General features: G+C 45.3%; 17 protein-coding genes. All 17 read left to right on the top strand.

Features of this window, described 5'->3' with window-relative positions; genetic code table 11:
* Positions 1-206: 206 nt before the first annotated feature.
* The 17 genes from DXY16_RS05725 (at position 207) to DXY16_RS05660 (ending at position 19,014) form a co-directional block, all read left to right on the top strand.
* On the top strand, positions 207-821 hold the full coding sequence (locus DXY16_RS05725; protein ID WP_115120288.1) for an acyltransferase: 615 nt from the start codon (positions 207-209) through the stop codon (positions 819-821).
* Positions 818-1,954 (top strand): DegT/DnrJ/EryC1/StrS family aminotransferase, encoded by a 1,137-nt coding sequence (locus tag DXY16_RS05720; RefSeq protein ID WP_371410872.1) that lies wholly within the window; start codon positions 818-820, stop codon positions 1,952-1,954. Before DXY16_RS05725 ends, DXY16_RS05720 begins: the two co-directional genes overlap by 4 nt.
* Before the next feature lie 56 nt (positions 1,955-2,010).
* Positions 2,011-3,339 carry a nucleotide sugar dehydrogenase gene (locus DXY16_RS05715; protein WP_115120287.1) on the top strand — a complete coding sequence of 443 codons (1,329 nt, stop codon included), beginning with the start codon at positions 2,011-2,013 and terminating at the stop codon, positions 3,337-3,339.
* A gap of 4 nt (positions 3,340-3,343) precedes the next feature.
* Positions 3,344-4,456, top strand: coding sequence for a Gfo/Idh/MocA family protein (locus DXY16_RS05710; protein ID WP_115120286.1), 1,113 nt, complete (start codon positions 3,344-3,346; stop codon positions 4,454-4,456).
* Positions 4,457-4,459: 3 nt separating this feature from the next.
* Positions 4,460-5,692, top strand: coding sequence for an L-2-hydroxyglutarate oxidase (lhgO, locus tag DXY16_RS05705; RefSeq protein WP_115120285.1), 1,233 nt, complete (start codon positions 4,460-4,462; stop codon positions 5,690-5,692).
* Positions 5,692-6,693 (top strand): NAD-dependent epimerase/dehydratase family protein, encoded by a 1,002-nt coding sequence (locus DXY16_RS05700; protein WP_115120284.1) that lies wholly within the window; start codon positions 5,692-5,694, stop codon positions 6,691-6,693. Before lhgO ends, DXY16_RS05700 begins: the two co-directional genes overlap by 1 nt.
* The gene (locus DXY16_RS05695; RefSeq protein WP_198410756.1) at positions 6,690-7,895 is read left to right on the top strand and encodes a DegT/DnrJ/EryC1/StrS aminotransferase family protein; all 1,206 of its coding nucleotides are present in this window, start codon (positions 6,690-6,692) and stop codon (positions 7,893-7,895) included. Before DXY16_RS05700 ends, DXY16_RS05695 begins: the two co-directional genes overlap by 4 nt.
* Positions 7,895-9,772, top strand: a complete 1,878-nt coding sequence (asnB, locus tag DXY16_RS05690) for an asparagine synthase (glutamine-hydrolyzing) (protein WP_115120282.1) — start codon at positions 7,895-7,897, stop codon at positions 9,770-9,772. The genes DXY16_RS05695 and asnB overlap by 1 nt, the downstream gene beginning before the upstream one ends.
* On the top strand, positions 9,769-10,311 hold the full coding sequence (locus DXY16_RS05685) for a DapH/DapD/GlmU-related protein (protein ID WP_115120281.1): 543 nt from the start codon (positions 9,769-9,771) through the stop codon (positions 10,309-10,311). Before asnB ends, DXY16_RS05685 begins: the two co-directional genes overlap by 4 nt.
* On the top strand, positions 10,289-11,473 hold the full coding sequence (locus tag DXY16_RS05680) for an N-acetyl sugar amidotransferase (RefSeq protein ID WP_198410755.1): 1,185 nt from the start codon (positions 10,289-10,291) through the stop codon (positions 11,471-11,473). Before DXY16_RS05685 ends, DXY16_RS05680 begins: the two co-directional genes overlap by 23 nt.
* Before the next feature lie 5 nt (positions 11,474-11,478).
* Complete coding sequence (hisH, locus tag DXY16_RS05675; RefSeq protein WP_115120279.1) at positions 11,479-12,090, top strand: imidazole glycerol phosphate synthase subunit HisH; 612 nt, start codon at positions 11,479-11,481, stop codon at positions 12,088-12,090.
* Positions 12,084-12,845, top strand: a complete 762-nt coding sequence (locus DXY16_RS05670; RefSeq protein ID WP_115120278.1) for an AglZ/HisF2 family acetamidino modification protein — start codon at positions 12,084-12,086, stop codon at positions 12,843-12,845. Before hisH ends, DXY16_RS05670 begins: the two co-directional genes overlap by 7 nt.
* Positions 12,842-13,558, top strand: a complete 717-nt coding sequence (locus DXY16_RS14365) for a hypothetical protein (RefSeq protein WP_137007036.1) — start codon at positions 12,842-12,844, stop codon at positions 13,556-13,558. Before DXY16_RS05670 ends, DXY16_RS14365 begins: the two co-directional genes overlap by 4 nt.
* A 3-nt stretch (positions 13,559-13,561) precedes the next feature.
* Positions 13,562-13,741: a hypothetical protein gene (locus tag DXY16_RS14360; protein ID WP_137007035.1), complete on the top strand. Its 180-nt coding sequence runs from the start codon at positions 13,562-13,564 to the stop codon at positions 13,739-13,741.
* A gap of 320 nt (positions 13,742-14,061) precedes the next feature.
* Positions 14,062-15,951, top strand: coding sequence for a hypothetical protein (locus tag DXY16_RS14355; protein WP_137007034.1), 1,890 nt, complete (start codon positions 14,062-14,064; stop codon positions 15,949-15,951).
* A 195-nt stretch (positions 15,952-16,146) separates the two neighbouring features.
* On the top strand, positions 16,147-16,839 hold the full coding sequence (locus DXY16_RS05665) for a class I SAM-dependent methyltransferase (RefSeq protein WP_115120277.1): 693 nt from the start codon (positions 16,147-16,149) through the stop codon (positions 16,837-16,839).
* A gap of 369 nt (positions 16,840-17,208) precedes the next feature.
* On the top strand, positions 17,209-19,014 hold the full coding sequence (locus DXY16_RS05660; RefSeq protein ID WP_115120276.1) for an LIC12162 family protein: 1,806 nt from the start codon (positions 17,209-17,211) through the stop codon (positions 19,012-19,014).
* Positions 19,015-19,032 lie beyond the last annotated feature (18 nt).

The following is a 19,032-nucleotide window of genomic DNA, read 5'->3' as shown; positions in this document are numbered from 1 at the left end:
TTTATTCGCCGAAAATCTGCCTTTCTGGGATGAAATCTTGTTAAAATGTTTCTCCCCCTTTTTGAATGCAGGTAATCCGTTTCGAGTGGTTAATGTTGGCAATGCGTATTCATTCCACTTAAAAATAATCCCGTGTTCTCTTGCTGGTATTGAAGTAAGATTTTGTTCTAGTAACTTGGTTAAAGCTGTTTTTTCGCAGGCGACTCATGTCGGTTCATCCTACAGCTAGTGTTCATTGCACTGCTATTGTTGACGAAGGCGCAGTTATTGGTGACTTTAGTCGCATTTGGCATTGGGTCCATATTAGCTCAGGTGTGGTAATTGGTAGGGGATGCTCGCTTGGTCAGAACGTATTTGTCGGCAACAGAGTTCGGATAGGAGACAACGTTAAAATTCAGAATAATGTCTCAGTGTATGAAAGCGTGACTCTGGAGGATGATGTGTTTTGCGGGCCGAGCATGGTGTTCACAAATGTGTATAATCCACGTTCAAAAGTATCTCGTAGAGAAGAATACCGTGAAACTTGGGTTGAGCGCGGTGCCACTCTTGGTGCCAATTGTACTATTGTATGCGGAATTCGGATAGGTCATCACGCTTTTTTGGGCGCTGGTTCTGTAGTGACCAGGGATGTGAAACCGTTTGCCTTGATGGTCGGTGTACCTGCGCGTCAGATTGGATGGATGAGTGCTTATGGCGAGCGGGTTGATCTTCCATTGTCTGGAGCTGGCAAATGGATTTGTCCTCATACCGGTGATCAATATGCTCTGTACGGAGAGCAATTGAGATACCAACCTGCGCCATCAGCTCATTCCGCCGGATGATCACGATGCAATTCATAGATCTTAAAGCTCAGCAGCAACAGCGTTTAGCAGATGAGCAAAGCTTGAGGGAGATAGTGGATGCCCGGATTGCAGCTGTGCTGGACCACGGCAAATACATCCTTGGCCCTGAGGTGGCTGAGCTGGAGAAGCGCTTGGCTGCTTATGTGGGAGTTGAGCACTGCATCGCTGTGGCCAGTGGTACCGATGCTCTGCTGATCGCCCTGATGGCGCTTGGTGTTGGAGCTGGAGATGAGGTGATTACTACGCCGTTTTCGTACATCGCGACCGCGGAAACCATTGCATTGCTCGGTGCGGTACCAGTCTATACCGACATTGATTCGCGTACTTACAACCTGGATCCCAGCAAGATTGAGGTGGCGATCACGCCCCGCACTAAGGCCATTATTCCGGTGAGCCTGTATGGGCAGCCGGCCGATTTCTTCGCTATTAACACGATCGCCGAGCGCCATGGGTTGCCTGTCATTGAAGATGGTGCCCAGAGCTTTGGGGCTCAACAGCGTGGGCAACGCAGCTGCAGTCTCAGCACAGTCGGTACTACCAGCTTTTTCCCTTCCAAGCCTCTTGGGGGATACGGCGATGGCGGAGCATGTTTCACCAATGATGCTGAGATCGCGGGTCTGATGCGCCGTATTTCCCGCCATGGTCAAAGCCGGCGATATTTCCATACCGAGGTTGGTGTGAATGGCCGTATTGATACGCTGCAAGCCGCGATTTTACTGGCAAAGCTTGAAGTTTTTGATGGAGAAGTAGCTTGTCGCCAGCAGATTGGTGAGCGTTACAGCAAATGCTTACAGAAGGCTGGTGTTATCACTACGCCCTATCTCGAGCTGGGCAATACAAGTGTTTATGCGCAATATACGATTCAGGTGGATAATCGCACATCTGTTCAAGAGCACCTCAAAGCCTATGGCATTCCCACCGCGGTGCACTACCCACTCCTGCTCTCTCAGCAGCCCGCCCTTCAGCCGTTTAAAAGTAGCTCCACCAGTATCTGTTCGACTCCCTTGGCAAAGAGCGCCAGCGAGCGGGTGATGAGCTTGCCCATGCATCCCTATCTGTCCGAGCGGGATCAGGATCAAGTGGTCTCTGCGGTGACAGCAGCTTTGCATTAACGAAATGAATCATCTTTGGCTGCACCTCAATCACTACCTTAAGTAAAAATCGCTGAATGTCTGCCTTCTCTTCCTCTCAGCATCATCAAATTCTCCTGGAGCGCCTGCGCAAAAAGGAAGCTTTGATTGGCGTGGCAGGCTTGGGTTACGTGGGTTTACCTCTTTCGCTCACCTATGCCGAGCAGGGATACCGAGTTCTAGGGTTCGATATCGACACGAGCAAGATTGAGGCGATCAATCAAGGGCAGAGCTACATCAATCACATTAATAGTGAGCGTGTTGTTAAGGCCTTGCAGCAGCAACGGCTTGATGCCACAACGGATTTCACTAGGGCTGTGGAAGCGGATGCCTTGATTCTTTGTGTGCCCACGCCGCTGAATCAATACCGCGAGCCGGATCTCAGTTTTATTCACAACACGATGGCGGCACTGCTTCCCTACTTGCGCTCCGGTCACGTGATCAGCCTGGAGAGCACCACTTATCCGGGCACCACTGAGGAAGAGCTTCGGCCGCTCATCGAGCAGCGTGGCTTTACGATCGGCGAAGATGTGTTCTTGGTGTACTCGCCTGAACGTGAAGATCCTGGCAATCTTGATTTCAATACAGCTACGATTCCAAAGGTAGTTGGAGGGAGCACTTCAGCTTGCAGAGAAGTGGGCATAGCGCTTTATGAACAGGCGATCAGCCAGGTGGTGCCGGTAAGCAGTACAAGGGCTGCTGAGATGACCAAGTTGCTCGAGAATATTCACCGGGCTGTGAACATTGGTTTGATGAATGAACTGAAGCCTCTTGCTGATCGCATGGGGATCGATCTCTATGAGGTGATCCGAGCTGCGTCGACCAAACCCTTTGGCTTTGTGCCTTACTACCCTGGTCCTGGCCTCGGCGGCCATTGCATTCCGATAGATCCCTTTTATCTCACGTGGAAAGCGCGAGAATATGGCATGCATACCCGCTTCATTGAGCTGGCGGGAGAGATCAATACAGCTATGCCCGCCTATGTAGTACAAAAAACGGCCGATGCTCTAAATCAGGCTGGTAAACCTTTGATGGGAAGCAGGGTGTTGGTTCTGGGGATTGCCTACAAAAAAAATGTGGATGATATGCGCGAGTCGCCCTCTGTGGAGTTGATGGAGCTCTTCCGGTCGAAGGGGGCAGATGTGCACTACAGCGATCCCTTCTTCCCAAGCTTTCCTCCGATGCGGAAGCACCAGTTTGCGCTTCAAAGTGTGGTGCTCACAGCCGAATCTGTGGCCTCTTTTGATGCGGTGGTACTGGCTACAGACCATGACGCCTTTGAATACACGCTCCTTGCCAGCCACAGCCAGGTGATGATTGATAGCCGAGGGCGTTTTCAACCATCCAACAACGTCATTAGGGCTTGACTAGATGGATAAACCAAGTACTCCGATTACCGAACACCGCATCAGAATTGCCCTGGTGGGCTGTGGTCGGATCAGCCGAAACCACATCAAAGCGATAGCAGCGCATCAAGATCGGGCAGAGCTTGTGGCCATTTGCGACACCCAGGCCGACCGCCTGGAGCAGGCCCAGCAATTGATCGCTGATGCAGCGGGCGAATACCCGGGTGCTGCTAAGAATGTGGATCAGTTCACCAGCTATGGCGAGTTGGTTCAAGCTGTCAAGACTAAATCTACGTTAGTGGATTTGATGGTTTTAGTAACTCCAAGCGGCCTTCATTCCAGTCAAGCCATTCAAGCAGCTGAAGCTGGAATTCACGTTTGCACTGAAAAGCCGATGGCTACTCAATGGCATGATGGGGTGGGAATGGTCAAGGCATGTGATCAAGCGGGCGTGAGGTTATTTGTTGTGAAGCAGAATCGTTTTAATAGCACACTGCAGTTAGTCAAGCGTCAAATACAGAGCGGCCGCTTTGGTCAGATGGCATTGGTGGCGGTTAATGTCTTTTGGCAAAGACCCCAAAGTTACTACGATCAAGATGAATGGCGTGGGACTCTGAATATGGATGGCGGAGCTCTGATGAATCAGGCAAGTCATTATATCGATCTTCTTGACTGGTTGATTGGTCCGGTCGAAAGTTTGAGTGCTTCAACTGCAACTCTGGGTCGAAAGATTGAGGCAGAAGACACCGCTGCTTTGCAGATGCGTTGGTGTAACGGTGCCCTGGGAACGATGGCAGTGACGATGCTTGCCTACCCGAAGAACTTGGAGGGTTCGATCACGCTATTGGGAGAAACTGGTACGGTGAAGATCGGTGGGCCGGCTGTTAACAAGATTGAGCATTGGGCCTTCGCCGACGAAAGCGCAGATGATGCCGAGGTGCAGCATGCCAGTTACCTAACCACTAGCGTATATGGTTTTGGCCATCTGCCATACTATGCCAATATGCTTGATGCTCTGCAGGGTAAGGCAGAAGCCATGTGTGACGGTCTCGAGGGGCTACGTAGCTTGGAATTGCTGATCGGCGCTTATCGCTCTGCCCGTGATGGCCGATCGGTGCACCTGCCATTGGAGCATTGACTCATGACTGAGGTCATCAGCGATATTGTCATATTGGGTGGTGGAATGGTTGGGATGGCAATAGCCAATCAACTCATCGAACATGACAAACATCTTTCGATTGCTGTGATCGATAAGGAACCCGAGATCGGGCGACACAGTTCCGGTCGCAATAGTGGTGTTTTGCATGCCGGAATTTATTACCCTCCGAAAACTCTCAAGGCAAATGTATGCGTGCAGGGAGCCAAGCGCTTACGCGCATGGTGTGAATCTGAGGGCTTACCTGTGCTGGCCTGTGGCAAGGTAATTGTGCCTCAGACTGCTGAGCTTGATGGCCAGTTGGAGTTGCTTCTCGAGCGCGGTCGTGCCAATGGTGCTGAGGTAAAGCTGATCGATGAAGAGAAGTTTCTCGAGCTGGTGCCTGATGGCCACACAGCCTCGAGTCGAGCTCTATGGAGTCCAAGTACTTGCGTGGTAAAGCCCAAGCTGGTTCTTAAGCGGTTAGAGCAACGGCTCAAGGAGCGGGGAGTAAGGTTTATTGTCGGAGCTCAGTTGGATGCTGTTAACCCGCAAGCGAGGCAGCTCCGCGTTTCACAACTTGGCGACACCACTACTACGTTTACATATGGTTTTTTATTTAATGCTGCAGGTTTACAGGCCGATCGTGTGGCGCGTGCATTTGGACTAGGAGAATGCTGCACACTTTTGCCATTTAAGGGCATCTACTGGCAGCTTCATCCACGTGCTCCCTTTAATTTTCGCACCAATCTTTATCCAGTTCCAGATCTGCACGTACCATTTTTAGGTGTTCATGTGACACCCAGCCCGGATGGCACGGTTAGCCTTGGGCCAACGGCTATCCCGGCCTTGGGACGTGAAAACTACCGAGGTTTCGAGGGGATTGAGCCGCTCATGGCCATTCAGTTCATGGGCGATCTAGCTAGCCAGTGGTGGCGCAACGCAGGCGGCTTTCGCCGCTATGCGAGAGAGCAGGCCCTGCATGGCATCAAGCCCTTGTTTCTCAAAGCAGCTCAGGCCTTGGTACCGGGCTTGCGCAGTGAGCATCTAATCCCGAGTCAGAAGGTAGGCATTCGTGCTCAGCTCTACGATCGAAGAGCAGGGGAGTTAGTGCAGGACTTTCGACTGGAGCATGGCCATTCCAGTACACATGTGCTGAATGCTATTTCCCCTGCGTTCACGGCTAGCTTCGCTTTGGCTGACCTCATCCTTGATCAATCTTCTTTGTTTTCTAACTGATGGACATTCGCGGTAAGAAGCTCCTCGTGATTGGTGGTGCCGGCCTGATAGGTTCCCACACGGTTGATGCACTTCTCAAAGAAGATGTAGGTCAGGTGATTGTTTATGACAACTTTGTGCGTGGGCGCATGGAAAATCTGGCTCAGGCCCGCCAGGACCCACGCTTCAAGGTTTATGATATCGGCGGTGATATTCTTCAAAGCGACATCCTGGAGGCGTCTATGCAGGGCGCTGACGGTGTGTTCCATCTGGCAGCGCTATGGCTGCTCCAGTGTCATGAGTTTCCGCGCTCCGCATTTGATGTGAATGTCCGCGGCACCTTCAATGTGATGGAGGCATGCACTAAGGCAGGGGTAGAGCGGCTGGTTTACTCCTCATCGGCTTCTGTTTATGGCGATGCCCTAAGCGAGCCAATGACCGAAGACCATCCCTTTAATAATAAAAATTTCTATGGAGCTACCAAAATATGCGGCGAAGCGATGTTGCGCTCATTTCATCATCGCTATGGACTTGATTATGTGGGTCTGCGCTACATGAACGTGTACGGGCCCCGTCAGGACTATCAGGGAGCTTACATCGCTGTAATTATGAAGATGTTGGATGCTATTGATCGTGGCGAAAGTCCAACCATTCTTGGAGACGGCTCAGAGGCGTTTGATTTTGTTTCTGTTGAAGATTGTGCTCAAGCTAATGTGTGCGCTATGAAGGCGACAGCTTCTGATTCCTTCTACAATGTCGGAACAGGAATTAGAACATCTCTCAAAGATTTAGCTGAGTTGTTGATCGAACTCACGGGCACATCGAACACCATTAACTATGCACCGCGTAGCCAGGCCACTCTCGTTCGTAACCGTATCGGTTGTCCTGAGAAAGCAAGTCAAGAAATCGGTTATACCGCTGCGACCGATCTCCGGGAGGGCCTGCAGCGCTTGATCGATTGGCGCTCTTCTCATAAGGCTGAGGTGGAAGCCCGTCGCGATGCACAGAGGGTCTCGGCATGAGCAATCATCCTTCAATGAACATTCCGATTGCTCGCACAGGCCTCACTGAGCCTGAAATTCAAAGCGTGCTTGAGCCGTTGCGTAGCGGATGGTTGGTGCAGGGCCCCAAGGTGCGGGATTTTGAACAGGCCTGGAGCGCGTTCACGGGGGCTGAGCACAGTATTGCGGTTACCAGCTGCACAACAGGCCTGCATCTCTCTTTGGCGGCTTTAGGTTTTGGTCCAGGTGACGAAGCCATTGTGCCCGCTTTTACCTGGATTTCTACCGCCAACGTGGTGGAGCACCTTGGTGGCAGCGTGGTGTTTGCCGACATTGATCTGGCAACTTTCAACATTGACCCCGCCGGCCTTGAAGAGCTGATCACCCCTAGTACTAAGGCGATTTTGCCGGTGCATTTGTTCGGCCTGGCTGCTGATATGGAGGCCATTAATGCCGTAGCCCGGCGCCATGGGCTCTGGGTGGTGGAGGATGCAGCTTGCGGATTCGGTTCAACCTTTAAGGGCAGCCATGTCGGGTCACTAGGGAATACTGGCTGCTTCAGTTTTCACCCTCGAAAGGCGATCACCACTGGCGAGGGGGGGATGATCACCACTAACGATGCCCAGTTGGCTGAGCGGTTGCGACGTCTGCGGGATCACGGTGCGGCTATGAGTGATCTCCAGCGGCACCTAGGTCCGAGGCCCTATCTGCTAGCAGATCATCCTGAGGCCGGTTACAACCAGCGTATGACCGACCTCCAGGCTGCGCTGGGCGCCTCTCAGATGCAACGCGCTGATGCAATCGTGGCTGAACGCCGACATCTGGCAGCGACCTATGACACTGCCTTTGCTGATCTGGATTGGCTGCAGACACCGGCGGCGCCAGCCGGTTACGGCCACGGCTTTCAGAGCTACCCATGCTTGTTTGAACCCATCCAAGTGCACCAGGCCCTAAAGACGGGCAATCAGCAGCAGCTCAACGCAGTGCATGAGCGGCGGAATGCCTGGATGGAAGAGTTACAGCAGCAGGGTGTGTCAACCCGCCCTGCCACTCATGCAGTGCACATGCTCAGCTACTACCGAAAGAAGTACGAATTAAAGGCTGAACAGTTCCCTGCAGCTCAGGCTGCCAACGATTGCAGTATTTCGTTGCCCCTGTTTCATGGGATGCTCGCCGATGAGCAGAAGCATGTGATTGATGTTGTGCTTAGTCGGTTGCTCTGATGTGTGGCATTACGGGTCTGATCGATTTCAACGGGGATCCGATATCTCCGGTCATTCTCAAAAAGATGACCGATGCGATTGAGCACCGCGGTCCTGACAGTGAAGGCCATTGGATAGAAGGCAATGTTGGCCTCGGGCATAGGCGTCTGGCCATCATCGATTTGAGCCCCGCGGGCCATCAGCCGATGATCAGCGCTGACCACCGCTGGGTGCTTAGCTATAACGGTGAGATCTATAACTACCGCGAACTTCGCACCGAATTAGAAGCAGAAGGGTTCTGGTTCCGCAGCCAAACCGATAGCGAAGTAGTGCTCTATGCGCTTGCGCGCTGGGGCACGGAGGCGCTTCTGAAATTCAACGGCATGTTTGGGCTGGCTCTGTGGGACCGCAAGGAACAAACTCTGCTGCTTGCGCGCGATCGCTACGGGATCAAGCCCCTCTACTACAGCGACCAGTCGGGCCGATTTGCGTTTGGCTCAGAACAGAAGGCAATCATTGCCCATCCAGGTTTTCGACGAGAGCTTAATAAGCCGGCATTGCTCGAATATTTCACCTTTCAGAACATCTTCACCGACCAGACACTGCTGCAGGACATCAACATCTTGCCGGCTGGTCACTTCCTGACGCTGAGATTAGACCAAGCTGATTGCTTGGAGCTCCATCGTTACTGGGACTACCGCTTCCGTGAGCCTCAGAGCCCACTTTGCCGCGAAGAGTATGTAGAGGAACTTGACCGGCTTTTCAGGCAAGCTGTGAATAGGCAACTTGTGGGCGATGTAGAGCTCGGTGCATACCTATCAGGAGGCATGGATTCGGGTTCAATTACAGCTATCGCTGCTCAGAGTTGCTCTAACCTCAAGACTTTCACTTGCGGATTCGATCTCAGCTCCGCCTCTGGCATTGAATTATCTTTTGACGAACGTACGAAAGCTGAAGCTATGTCCGCTCAGTTTAAGACTGAGCACTACGAGATGGTTCTCAAGGCAGGAGATATGGAACGATCACTGCCTCATGTGGCGCGTCACCTTGAGGAGCCCCGCGTTGGGCAGAGTTATCCAAACTATTACGCAGCAAAACTTACTAGTAAGTTTGTGAAGGTTGTGTTATCTGGTAGTGGTGGAGATGAGCTTTTCGGCGGTTATCCATGGCGGTACTACAGGGCCGCTAATTGCCAGAACTTCGAGCAATACATCGATCAGTATTATCTCTACTGGCAGCGCCTAGTGGACAACAAGCAACTTAAAAAAATGTTTGCACCAATTGCTAATGAAGTTGATGGAGTATGGACTCGAGATGTCTTTAGGAGTGTCTTTGCAACTCATGACAATGAGTTGGTAAAACCAGAAGATTATATCAATCATTCTCTATATCTTGAGGCCAAGACTTTTCTGCATGGATTGTTTGTGGTTGAAGATAAGCTTTCGATGGCGAATGGTTTAGAGAATAGGGTCCCTTTTATGGATAACGAACTTGTGGATTTTGCTATGTCTTGTCCTGTAGGCTTGAAGCTCAATAATCTTTCAGAAGTTCTACGAATCAATGAGAATGTTCATAGCGATAAACCGAATATCTACTTTCAGAAGACTAATGATGGGAAGCAGATACTTCGCGAAGTTATGGCAAAATATATCCCCAGCGAGGCAGTGCAAGCTAAAAAGCAAGGTTTTTCTTCTCCCGATGCAAGCTGGTTTCGGGGCGAGAGCATCGATTTCGTTAGACATAGACTCGTTGATAATGACGCCGTTATCTACTCTGTTTTGGACCGCAATGCTATCGTCCCCCTTATAGAACAACATTTGCGTGGTGAACGTAATAATCGTCTTTTAATTTGGTCAATCTTAAATGTAGATCAGTATTTAAATGAGGTTTTGTCATGAACGAAGAATATACTTTGAGTCGGCTCCAAACCGTATGGCGTGCTGCACGCGATGATCTGAATACTAAAATTAAGCGAACTTTACCGTTCGGTGATTATATCGTTAATCGATGGGAAAAAGCACGACTTCTTGGTTTTGGAGAGGGAGCCAGTATCTACGATAGTTCTATTGTATTGGGCAATGTATCTGTTGGCGCTAATACTTGGATAGGTCCTTGGGTGTTACTTGATGGTACCGGGAGTTTGTCAATTGGTTCGCATTGCTCTATTGCCGCGGGGGTGCAGATTTATACTCACGATTCCGTGAAATGGGCAACTTCTGGTGGCAATGTTGAAATTGAGCGGGCTCCTACAACGGTTGGGAGTAATTGTTATGTTGGTCCAAACGTTATCATTGCTAAAGGTGTAAGTATCGGAGATGGCTGTATTATTGGAGCAAATAGTGTTGTTTTGAATGATGTGCCAAATGCAATGAAGGCTTACGGAAATCCATGTCAAATAGTTGGACCTGTTGTTAATGACCGAAACAGCAATGTATAGGCTTAATCCGGATATTTCTCTTGCTAACGTTCGTATTTGCAGTCGATGTATTTACGATGAACGCGTACCCTCTATCACTTTCGATTCGGAGGGTGTATGTAACTATTGTAGACAGGTCGAAAGTTTGTCAGCGCAGTACGCTACAGGAAAGTTAAATGGTAAAAATCGCCTTAAAAAAATTATAGATGAGATCCGTTTTGAAGGTCGAAAAAAAAGATATGATTGCGTTATCGGCGTTAGTGGAGGGACTGATTCGTCATATCTTATTCATTGGGCAGTCGAACAGGGTTTGCGACCACTTGCAGTTCATTACGACAACACATGGAATACTGCGATCGCGACTCAGAATATTCGTAAAGTTCTTTTTAGCACAGGGGTTGATTTATACACTCACGTTGTAAACAATAAAGAAATTGATGATATTTTTCGATCCTTTTTTTTCGCGGGTGTTGCTGAAATTGAAGCCTCTACTGATTTGGGTTATGCATATACACTGAGGAGAGTGGCTGCTAAATACGGAATTAGTGCAATATTGGAAGGACATTCATTTATTGAGGAAGGTATTACTCCACTCGGGCGGAATTATTTCGACGGCAAGTACATTCAGTCTATCCATCGACTTTTTGGTGAGCAGCAGTTACGGACCTATCCGTTGATGACGTTTTCGAGGTTTTTAAAGTCAGCTATTATCGACAAGCCGAAATTTATCCGTCCTCTTTGGTATCTTAACTACTCCAAGGAAGAAGCTCAACTTCTTCTTAATCAGCGTTATGGCTGGCAATATTACGGTGGACACCATCTTGAAAACCGTATGACGGCTTTTTACCATAGTATCTACATGCCGGAAAAATTCGGTGGTGATCTTCGGAATAACACACTTGCAGCTCGTGTTCGCAATGGATCTATGGATCGCGCTACTGCTTGGGCTGAGTACAATTCACCTCCAATAGTTGAGCGGCAATTGCTTGACTACTTTTTAAAGAGACTTAATATCTCTCCTTCTGAGTACTCTCTTGTCATGAGCGAGCCACCACGTGATTGGTCCGAATTCCCTACCTATAAAAGACGTTTTGAGCGGTTTAGACTACTGTTTAAGTTGCTCGCAAAAGCTGATCTAGTCCCCATGAGCTTTTATTTGAAGTATTGTTTCCCATCTAAATAATCTGAATGATTACTATTATTGATTATGGCATGGGCAACTTAGGCTCGGTGGTTAATATGCTCCGTCGGGTTGAGGTTGATTGTGAAGTAACCTGTGATCCGGTGCGAATTTCGAATGCTTCTAGCATCATTCTTCCTGGTGTTGGTGCGTTTGATGCCGCGATGGAAAGGATTGATGATTCAGGAATTCGGCAAGTGTTAGACGATAAAGCTCTGCATCAAAAGGTGCCTATATTGGGAATCTGTCTGGGAATGCAACTGCTAACACGCGGAAGCGAGGAAGGTACCCGACCTGGCTTAGGTTGGATTCCTGCGGTCACTCGTCGGATCCCTTCGGAATCTGGTATCAAGATTCCGCATATGGGCTGGAACGTTGCGGAACGAACTCGTCAATCTAAGCTCACAGATCACCTTGATGGGGAGATTCGCTTCTATTTCGTTCACTCGTTTTGTGTTAAAACTGACGATCCGCATGACACGGTCCTGAGAACCAGGCATGGACAGGATTTTGCTGCTGCTGTGCAACATTCAAACATAATGGGTGCACAATTCCATCCTGAGAAGAGTCACCGCTTCGGTATGCAGCTATTAAAAAACTTTGCGTACTTTTCATGTTAAGAACCAGAGTTATTCCTGTATTGCTTGTTCGTGAGGGTTGTCTAGTCAAGACTATCCAATTTAATCGATTTGAATATGTCGGAGACCCTTGTAATACCGTTCGTATTTTCAATGAGCTCGAGGTTGATGAGCTATTAGTACTAGATATTACTCCAGATCGTTTTCATCGCGGACCCGATTATCACCTAATTGCTGACCTGGCTGATGAGTGTTTCATGCCACTTGGTATCGGTGGCGGTGTCCGCTCGTTGGAGGATGCTCGCGCTATCTTTGCTGCCGGTATTGAGAAGGTGGTTATCAATACTGCTGCGATAGAGAGACCTGATCTTATCCGCGAAATATCGACCGTTTATGGGAGCCAAGCAGTTATTGTCTCTATTGACGTCAAGAGAGGACTTTTCGGAGCAAATACTGTGCGTACTCGGAATGGCCGAAGGCGCACAGACCTTGATCCGGTGGTCTGGGCGAAGAAAGCTGAAATGTTCGGCGCTGGTGAGATCATGCTTACTTCTATCGATCGCGAAGGAACTTGGAATGGTTTTGATCTCGAGCTTGTACATAGTGTTGCCAACGCCTTGTCTATTCCTCTGATTGCTCATGGTGGTGCAGGCAACTTACAGGATATTGTTAATGTTGTGAAGAAGGGTGGCTCTTCTGCAGTAGCTCTAGGCAGTATGGTTGTGTTTCAAAAACAAGGCATGGGAGTGTTAGTAAATTTCCCAGACAACAAATTAATTCATGGGCTTTTAAAATGAAAAAAAAATTTAGCTTTACATATCAAAATTTGGAAAATCAATATATTGCAGCAATTAAAGCTGGATATGAATTTATTTCATGTTTTGAATACTCTCAAAAAAAATGCAATCTTTCGCCTCTAACCATTGTCAACAGAGTAGATATCGATATGTCTGTCAAAAAAGCAGATCGCTTGAAAGAGATGTTTAATCGGCTAGGGATTAATGCTACTTTTTTTGTCCGCTTACATGCAAAAGAATACAACCCGTTCTCTTTCGAAAGTTATAAAATTTTAAGGTCAATTCGCGATTCAGGACATGAAATAGGTTATCATAGTGAAATTATTGACCAAGCCTGTATCTGGCATGAAGATCCGGCAGATTGTTTACGTAGGGATTTATCAACTTTGAACACTATTCTCGATATATCAGTCCGTGGTGTAGCTAGTCACGGCGGCATGACAGGATTTAACAATTTAGATTTTTGGGTTGATCGTAATCCTGAAGAGTTTGGCCTTGTTTATGAGGCCTATGACAATTCTCCGAGTTTTAATTTATTTAATTCATCTTTCTACATTAGTGACTCTGAGTGGACTCAATGGAAATGTTATTCGCATGGAAAATTGCAATCTGGTGATACCAGATCTATTTCTGAGCATGTCCGTTCCCTGCATCCCTTAATTTATTTACTAATCCATCCTGATACATATTTTGATCATCACATCTATGAATGAACTATGACTAATGATTCTTCTTTTACCCAGCTCTCCAATGTTTCTCGATATCTTCTCTCCCATTTTGGAGGTATGCTCCCTGAGGAAAAATTACTCTTGATTGTTGATGAGACAACAGTAGAACTTGTGCAATATTTTCATCATGCCGCCGATGAATTAGAACTCCTCCAAGCCACATTGTAATCAACGAGCTTTATTCTATGGCACCAGGGTTATTTGCATACGAGGCACTTGCCAACTTTAATGCACTCCTGACCTCAGCCGATCCGTACAAAAATCCATTTATCAATCCAGGTTTTAAGGACTGTTGGTTAGTAACATATAATTGGTCTTTATATGATAAACTGAAGTATCTTCTCACTCACCGTGCTGTGGCATATGAATACGCACATAAGGGCTACTACGCTTCCATTAAATACAACAACAAGAACTATGCTGCACATATATTAATGTCAAACTTGAAACGCATTTCTTGACTTTGTTGCGCAATTAATTCTATAAATATGCCTAATATACTAATTTGGGATTCAAAGCATAATCCATCGACATACGGCTATGACTCCATAATTCTGTGGAATAATAATTCTCATGAGGCAATAAATGCCCTACCTATTACTCGCATCATCGAGCTCTATGCCAATCAAGTCAAGGATATTTATCTTAATTGGGTTCACTCTCTTAAATCTGATATTTGCAAATCTATCCCTTTTTATTCCACATTGTCAAACAATATTGACATTTGGCCTGCTTCAACTATTTATGAAAAGCATAATCTTTCAGCAAACAGCTGCATACCATTGATTCTTAAATGTCTTGCATTTAGTTGTTGGATAAATGATACGTATGATGACAAAGCACGCGTTAATGTATACCTTGAGACTGAATGCTTATTGCTAAGAAGTATTTTTTCGGATACACAAAAATCTTATTCAGTCCTCAATCATCGGACATCTTCTCCTTTCAAAACCTCAATCAACAAAATTGATTCACTACCGATCACGCGAAAATTTCTTTATTCATTTAAATCACTCTCTTGGCTACTTGGCTATTGCTTCATTCGCTTTCCAATTCTCTTTTTGAATATTAAGCGATGGGCTTCTTTACCCTCTAGTTTTATTGTACTTAACTACGCTACAGTTTCCTCCATATTTGACCAATCATTGACAGACAAGTTTTGGGCTAGTCTACCTTCTGCTTTGCCTGCATATTCAAATAGCCCCTTACGTTTTTTGCATATATATATGCCCTCAAATGGTCTTTTGCCGTCTATAAAGTTATTCTTTAAACTACTTGCCCATAACAATGGAAATAATATTCATCTCGATATTTCTTCCTTTGTCTCGCTAAAAGTGCTCAAAAGCACAATTTGTGATTACTTTAAAATACTTGTCAGCAACACTCATGTGCCTAGATTCAAGATCTTAGAATTTGATTTTTATCCCCTACTTTTAGAAGAGTATATTAATTCTCTTTTCGGGAAACAAGCTATTCATTCTATTCTACTTTCTCACTTATTCGATACTGCCTTCAGAGCGAGTCCTCCGTCTATTCTCTTCCTATATCTGTCTGAGGGCTTTGGCTGGGAATCTCTTGCTCTTCAAGCATTTCACAATAATCATTCCGGCAGATCTGTTGCATACCCTCACTCAACTACTCGATTTTGGGATTTAAAGCTATTTGATAATTCGCTACGTCAACCACTTGACGATACACTACTCCAGGACATTAGGCTTTCTGCAGACATCATTGCCTCATCTGGACCTCTATCCGATCAGATCTGGACCTCATTTGGCATTCACCCATCCAGAGTTATACGTGTTGAATCTCTTCGTTATCTTCATTTAGTACGTAGAGTTGATTCTCTGGCTCATAAACCCTTTTCTACTATTGGCAATTCGCATATCAAGCCTACTATACTATTTTTTGGTGATTTTTATGACAACTATACAAGGTCAATGATTTCAGCTGTATCAAAACTATACTCACTCTCTGGCGGAACATACACTTTTTTGTTTAAACCACATCCCTCGTCAACTGCATCCACTCTCTCTTTTGTTAAGCAGTCCATACCATTTGTAGAAATCTCCTATCTTCCTTTATCCAGCCTCCGTCCTCTCTACAAACTAGCTATTGTACCTGCTAATAGCTCCGTTATTTTAGATTGTCTATTCATGGGTTTTAAGGTTTGCTTGTTTCATGATGAGCAATTTTTGAATAACTCACCTTTAAGATCCTCTTCTTTTGTGCATTATGCTCGTTCTGCTGACGATCTCTTACTGTTTTGCCAAACATTTATAGACGAAGCATCTGATCACCAATTTGACGCTACTAAAATATTTAACTGTGATTTGTCTTTACCTCTCTGGCGTAGATTTTTGACTAAATTTGAATAGCCTACATATAATTGCCATATTTAGCCCTTACCCGTCAAATCTACTTGTATGAAAAATTTATGAGAATCTTCATGAGCCCCCTTTTCGAAAGCTAGAATGAAGACAAAGTTTGATTTTCAACTGATGCTTGATTGATTTATTCAGTAACACCATATCCCTTTCACATTCCTCCGTTCAGTTCAGAATTTTTTCTTTATGGCTGATAAGCGCATTGATTATGTATCTGTTGTTTACAACGAGGTTGATCGTCCTCTGACTTCCTACCCGAAGAAATTAACTCGTTATCTATTTGAGCGTTTCAATATACAGTCTGGTGACAAGCTTCTCGATGTTGGCTGTGGCCGTGGTGAATTTCTTGCTGGTTTTATTGACCAGGGTGTAAATGGTTACGGTGTTGATCAGTCAATTGCTGCTAAACATTACTGCCCACAAGCCATACTTAAAATATCCGATATAGAAATTGATGGTATTCCTTATGAAGATAATTTTTTCGATGTTGTTTATTCAAAATCTGTCATTGAACACTTTTATTATCCTGAACGTATGATTTCTGAAGTTTATCGGGTTCTTAAGCCAGGGGGTTTGGCAATCATTTTATGTCCAGATTGGACCTATAACTATCGAATCTACTTTGAAGACTATACACATAGAACCCCTTTTATGAGTTCTTCATTACGGGACATTCTATTAATTCACGGTTTCGATTCTGTTAAGGTTCAAAAATTCCGTCAACTTCCTATTCTTTGGGGCAATTATGGCAAATACCTTTTTCCTTTAGCCGAGATTACACGTTTACTGATTCCATCAATTTTCAAGTCATCATCTAAATGGGTTCGGTTCTCTAAAGAAGTCATGCTGCTTTCAGCCTCTTACAAACCTCATGTTTAGTAAGTTATCGAGTCTATAGCCTCTTTTACTCTAGATTCATTGCTCTATAACCAATTCATACCAACCCATATTTCCTCTTATAATACATCTATGCGACGCACCCCTTGCCCATTGATTATTTTAAGATCACTAAATACTTATCATCAAGAAGAATTTGTTTAATGCATAGTTATTTATCCTATACATAATTGCATCTGCCAACAACATGCTAATTTTGTGGCACCATTTCTCTTTTTTCCGTGATGTAGTATTCAACTACATCTTACATAAGTGATCTTATGTATTATTCGCTAGTAGATCGAATGCTTTAGCAAACTTCTTCCATGCCAGCCTCAATCAACCCCATCTAACTAATGAACTTTAAATACTATGGCAAAGAGAGTTTTGATCACCACCCCAATTGAGGCTACATGGCCTCATGATGCTCAACCTGTATTATTTTTAGGTGAATGGTGTTGTTTGTTTCCACGTAAACATATTTGGAGCAGTCTTGATTCATTAACAGTAAAATATCATTGGAATGACCGCACTAAATTATATAGGGATTACTGTTCTCTAAGCTTACTTCACGAACATCTTCTAGACACTCTCACTCATCAGCTTAATCTCATTCATAACAAGTCCTATGATAAGCGTTATTGGAGGATACTTCTCGCTCCTTGGCTTGGAACATTTACGCAAATACTCTTTGATCGTTGGTACATGCTTAAATACGCTATAAATCTATATGACATATCATATGTAAGCATTATTAATCGCAATATATATGATCTTGTTCCAAGAGATATGTTGACTTTCAATGAAATGATTACAAATGACCCTTGGAATGAAATGATTTTTGGCCAAATTCTCAACTTCTTAGAATTTCATGCCATTGAACGAGTCAGTTTGGTTGAAGCAGGCGCAGAGACTAAGTTATTTAATGTACTTCCCCGTATTTCAATCCTCTTCAGACGGTTGATCTATTCAATCTCTTCAATTCTGTATAAGTTTCCCCTAAAGAACCAAAAGCATTTCTTCATTTCAACATACTTTAGCTCTGCTTTAAATTCTGCTCTTCTCACTCTTCTTCGCCAGACTCCTATACACAACTTTTCTCCCCATATTTCACATAGCTCTCTCAACATTAACGCTCGTTGTTTTCAACTAAATCTACAAAACTGTAGCATACCCTCCATTAGTGATGAATTCATCAAGCTTTTGTCCATCTTTATTCCTAGGCACCTGCCTACTATTTATTTAGAAGGATACTTAGATCTTATCGACCTTATTTTGAAATCACCTTGGCCTAATAATCCAAGAACTATTTTTGATTCCAATTCCAACCACAGTCAAGACTTTTTTAAAGCTTGGGTGGCTGAAACAATATCCAACTCTACTACAACTTTTTTTGTAGGCCAGCATGGTGGTAATTATGGGATTTCTCTATGGAACTTTACGGAAGACCATCAGATATCTATTAGTGACTATTTTCTTAGTTGGGGGTGGGCTGATCGTAAGAAACCCAAGGTCATACCCGGTGGAAACTTAAAGCTATATGGAAAAAAATATCGTTATAATTCTGATGGTTTTGCCTTATTAGTTCAATGTGCTCTGCCACGTTACAGCTATTACATGTACAGCGTACCAGTCTCTGCATGTCAATGGAATTCTTATTTCCGTGATCAGTGCGCTTTTGTCAATGAATTACCTTCTCATCTCCAAGCCATACTCAAGGTAAGACTATGTCCTACTGATTATAATAATCATCAGTCTGAACGATGGTCACATCTCTTCCCCAATATTGATATTGATCTTGGCACCAAACCTATCTATTCATTATATCCATCTACTAAACTATTCATCAGCACTTATAATGCAACCACATTTCTTGAATCTCTTTATCTAAATATCCCCACCCTTATATTTTGGGATCCTATCTACTGGGAGGTTCGTAAATCTGCCAAATACCATCTAACTTCTCTATCTGATGTAGGTATATTGCATGATAACCCTGTCTCAGCCGCCCGTATGATGATCGATAACTGGTCTTATTTATCCGACTGGTGGTTTTCCTCTGATGTTCAAGCCGCTAGAAGCTCCTTTATTCAAACTTACAGCAATCCCTCCCCAAATCTACCAAGCACACTTTATTCATATTTGACCAAACCCATTTTTTCTGAGTCGGTCTTGTAGGTCTATTTATTTATCTCG

The sequence above is a fragment of the Synechococcus sp. UW105 genome (genome assembly GCF_900473935.1).
In the GTDB taxonomy this organism is placed as follows: Bacteria; Cyanobacteriota; Cyanobacteriia; order PCC-6307; family Cyanobiaceae; genus Synechococcus_C.
The sequence above is the reverse complement of the archived record's forward strand: the minus strand, read 5'-3'. Positions and strand labels throughout refer to the sequence as shown.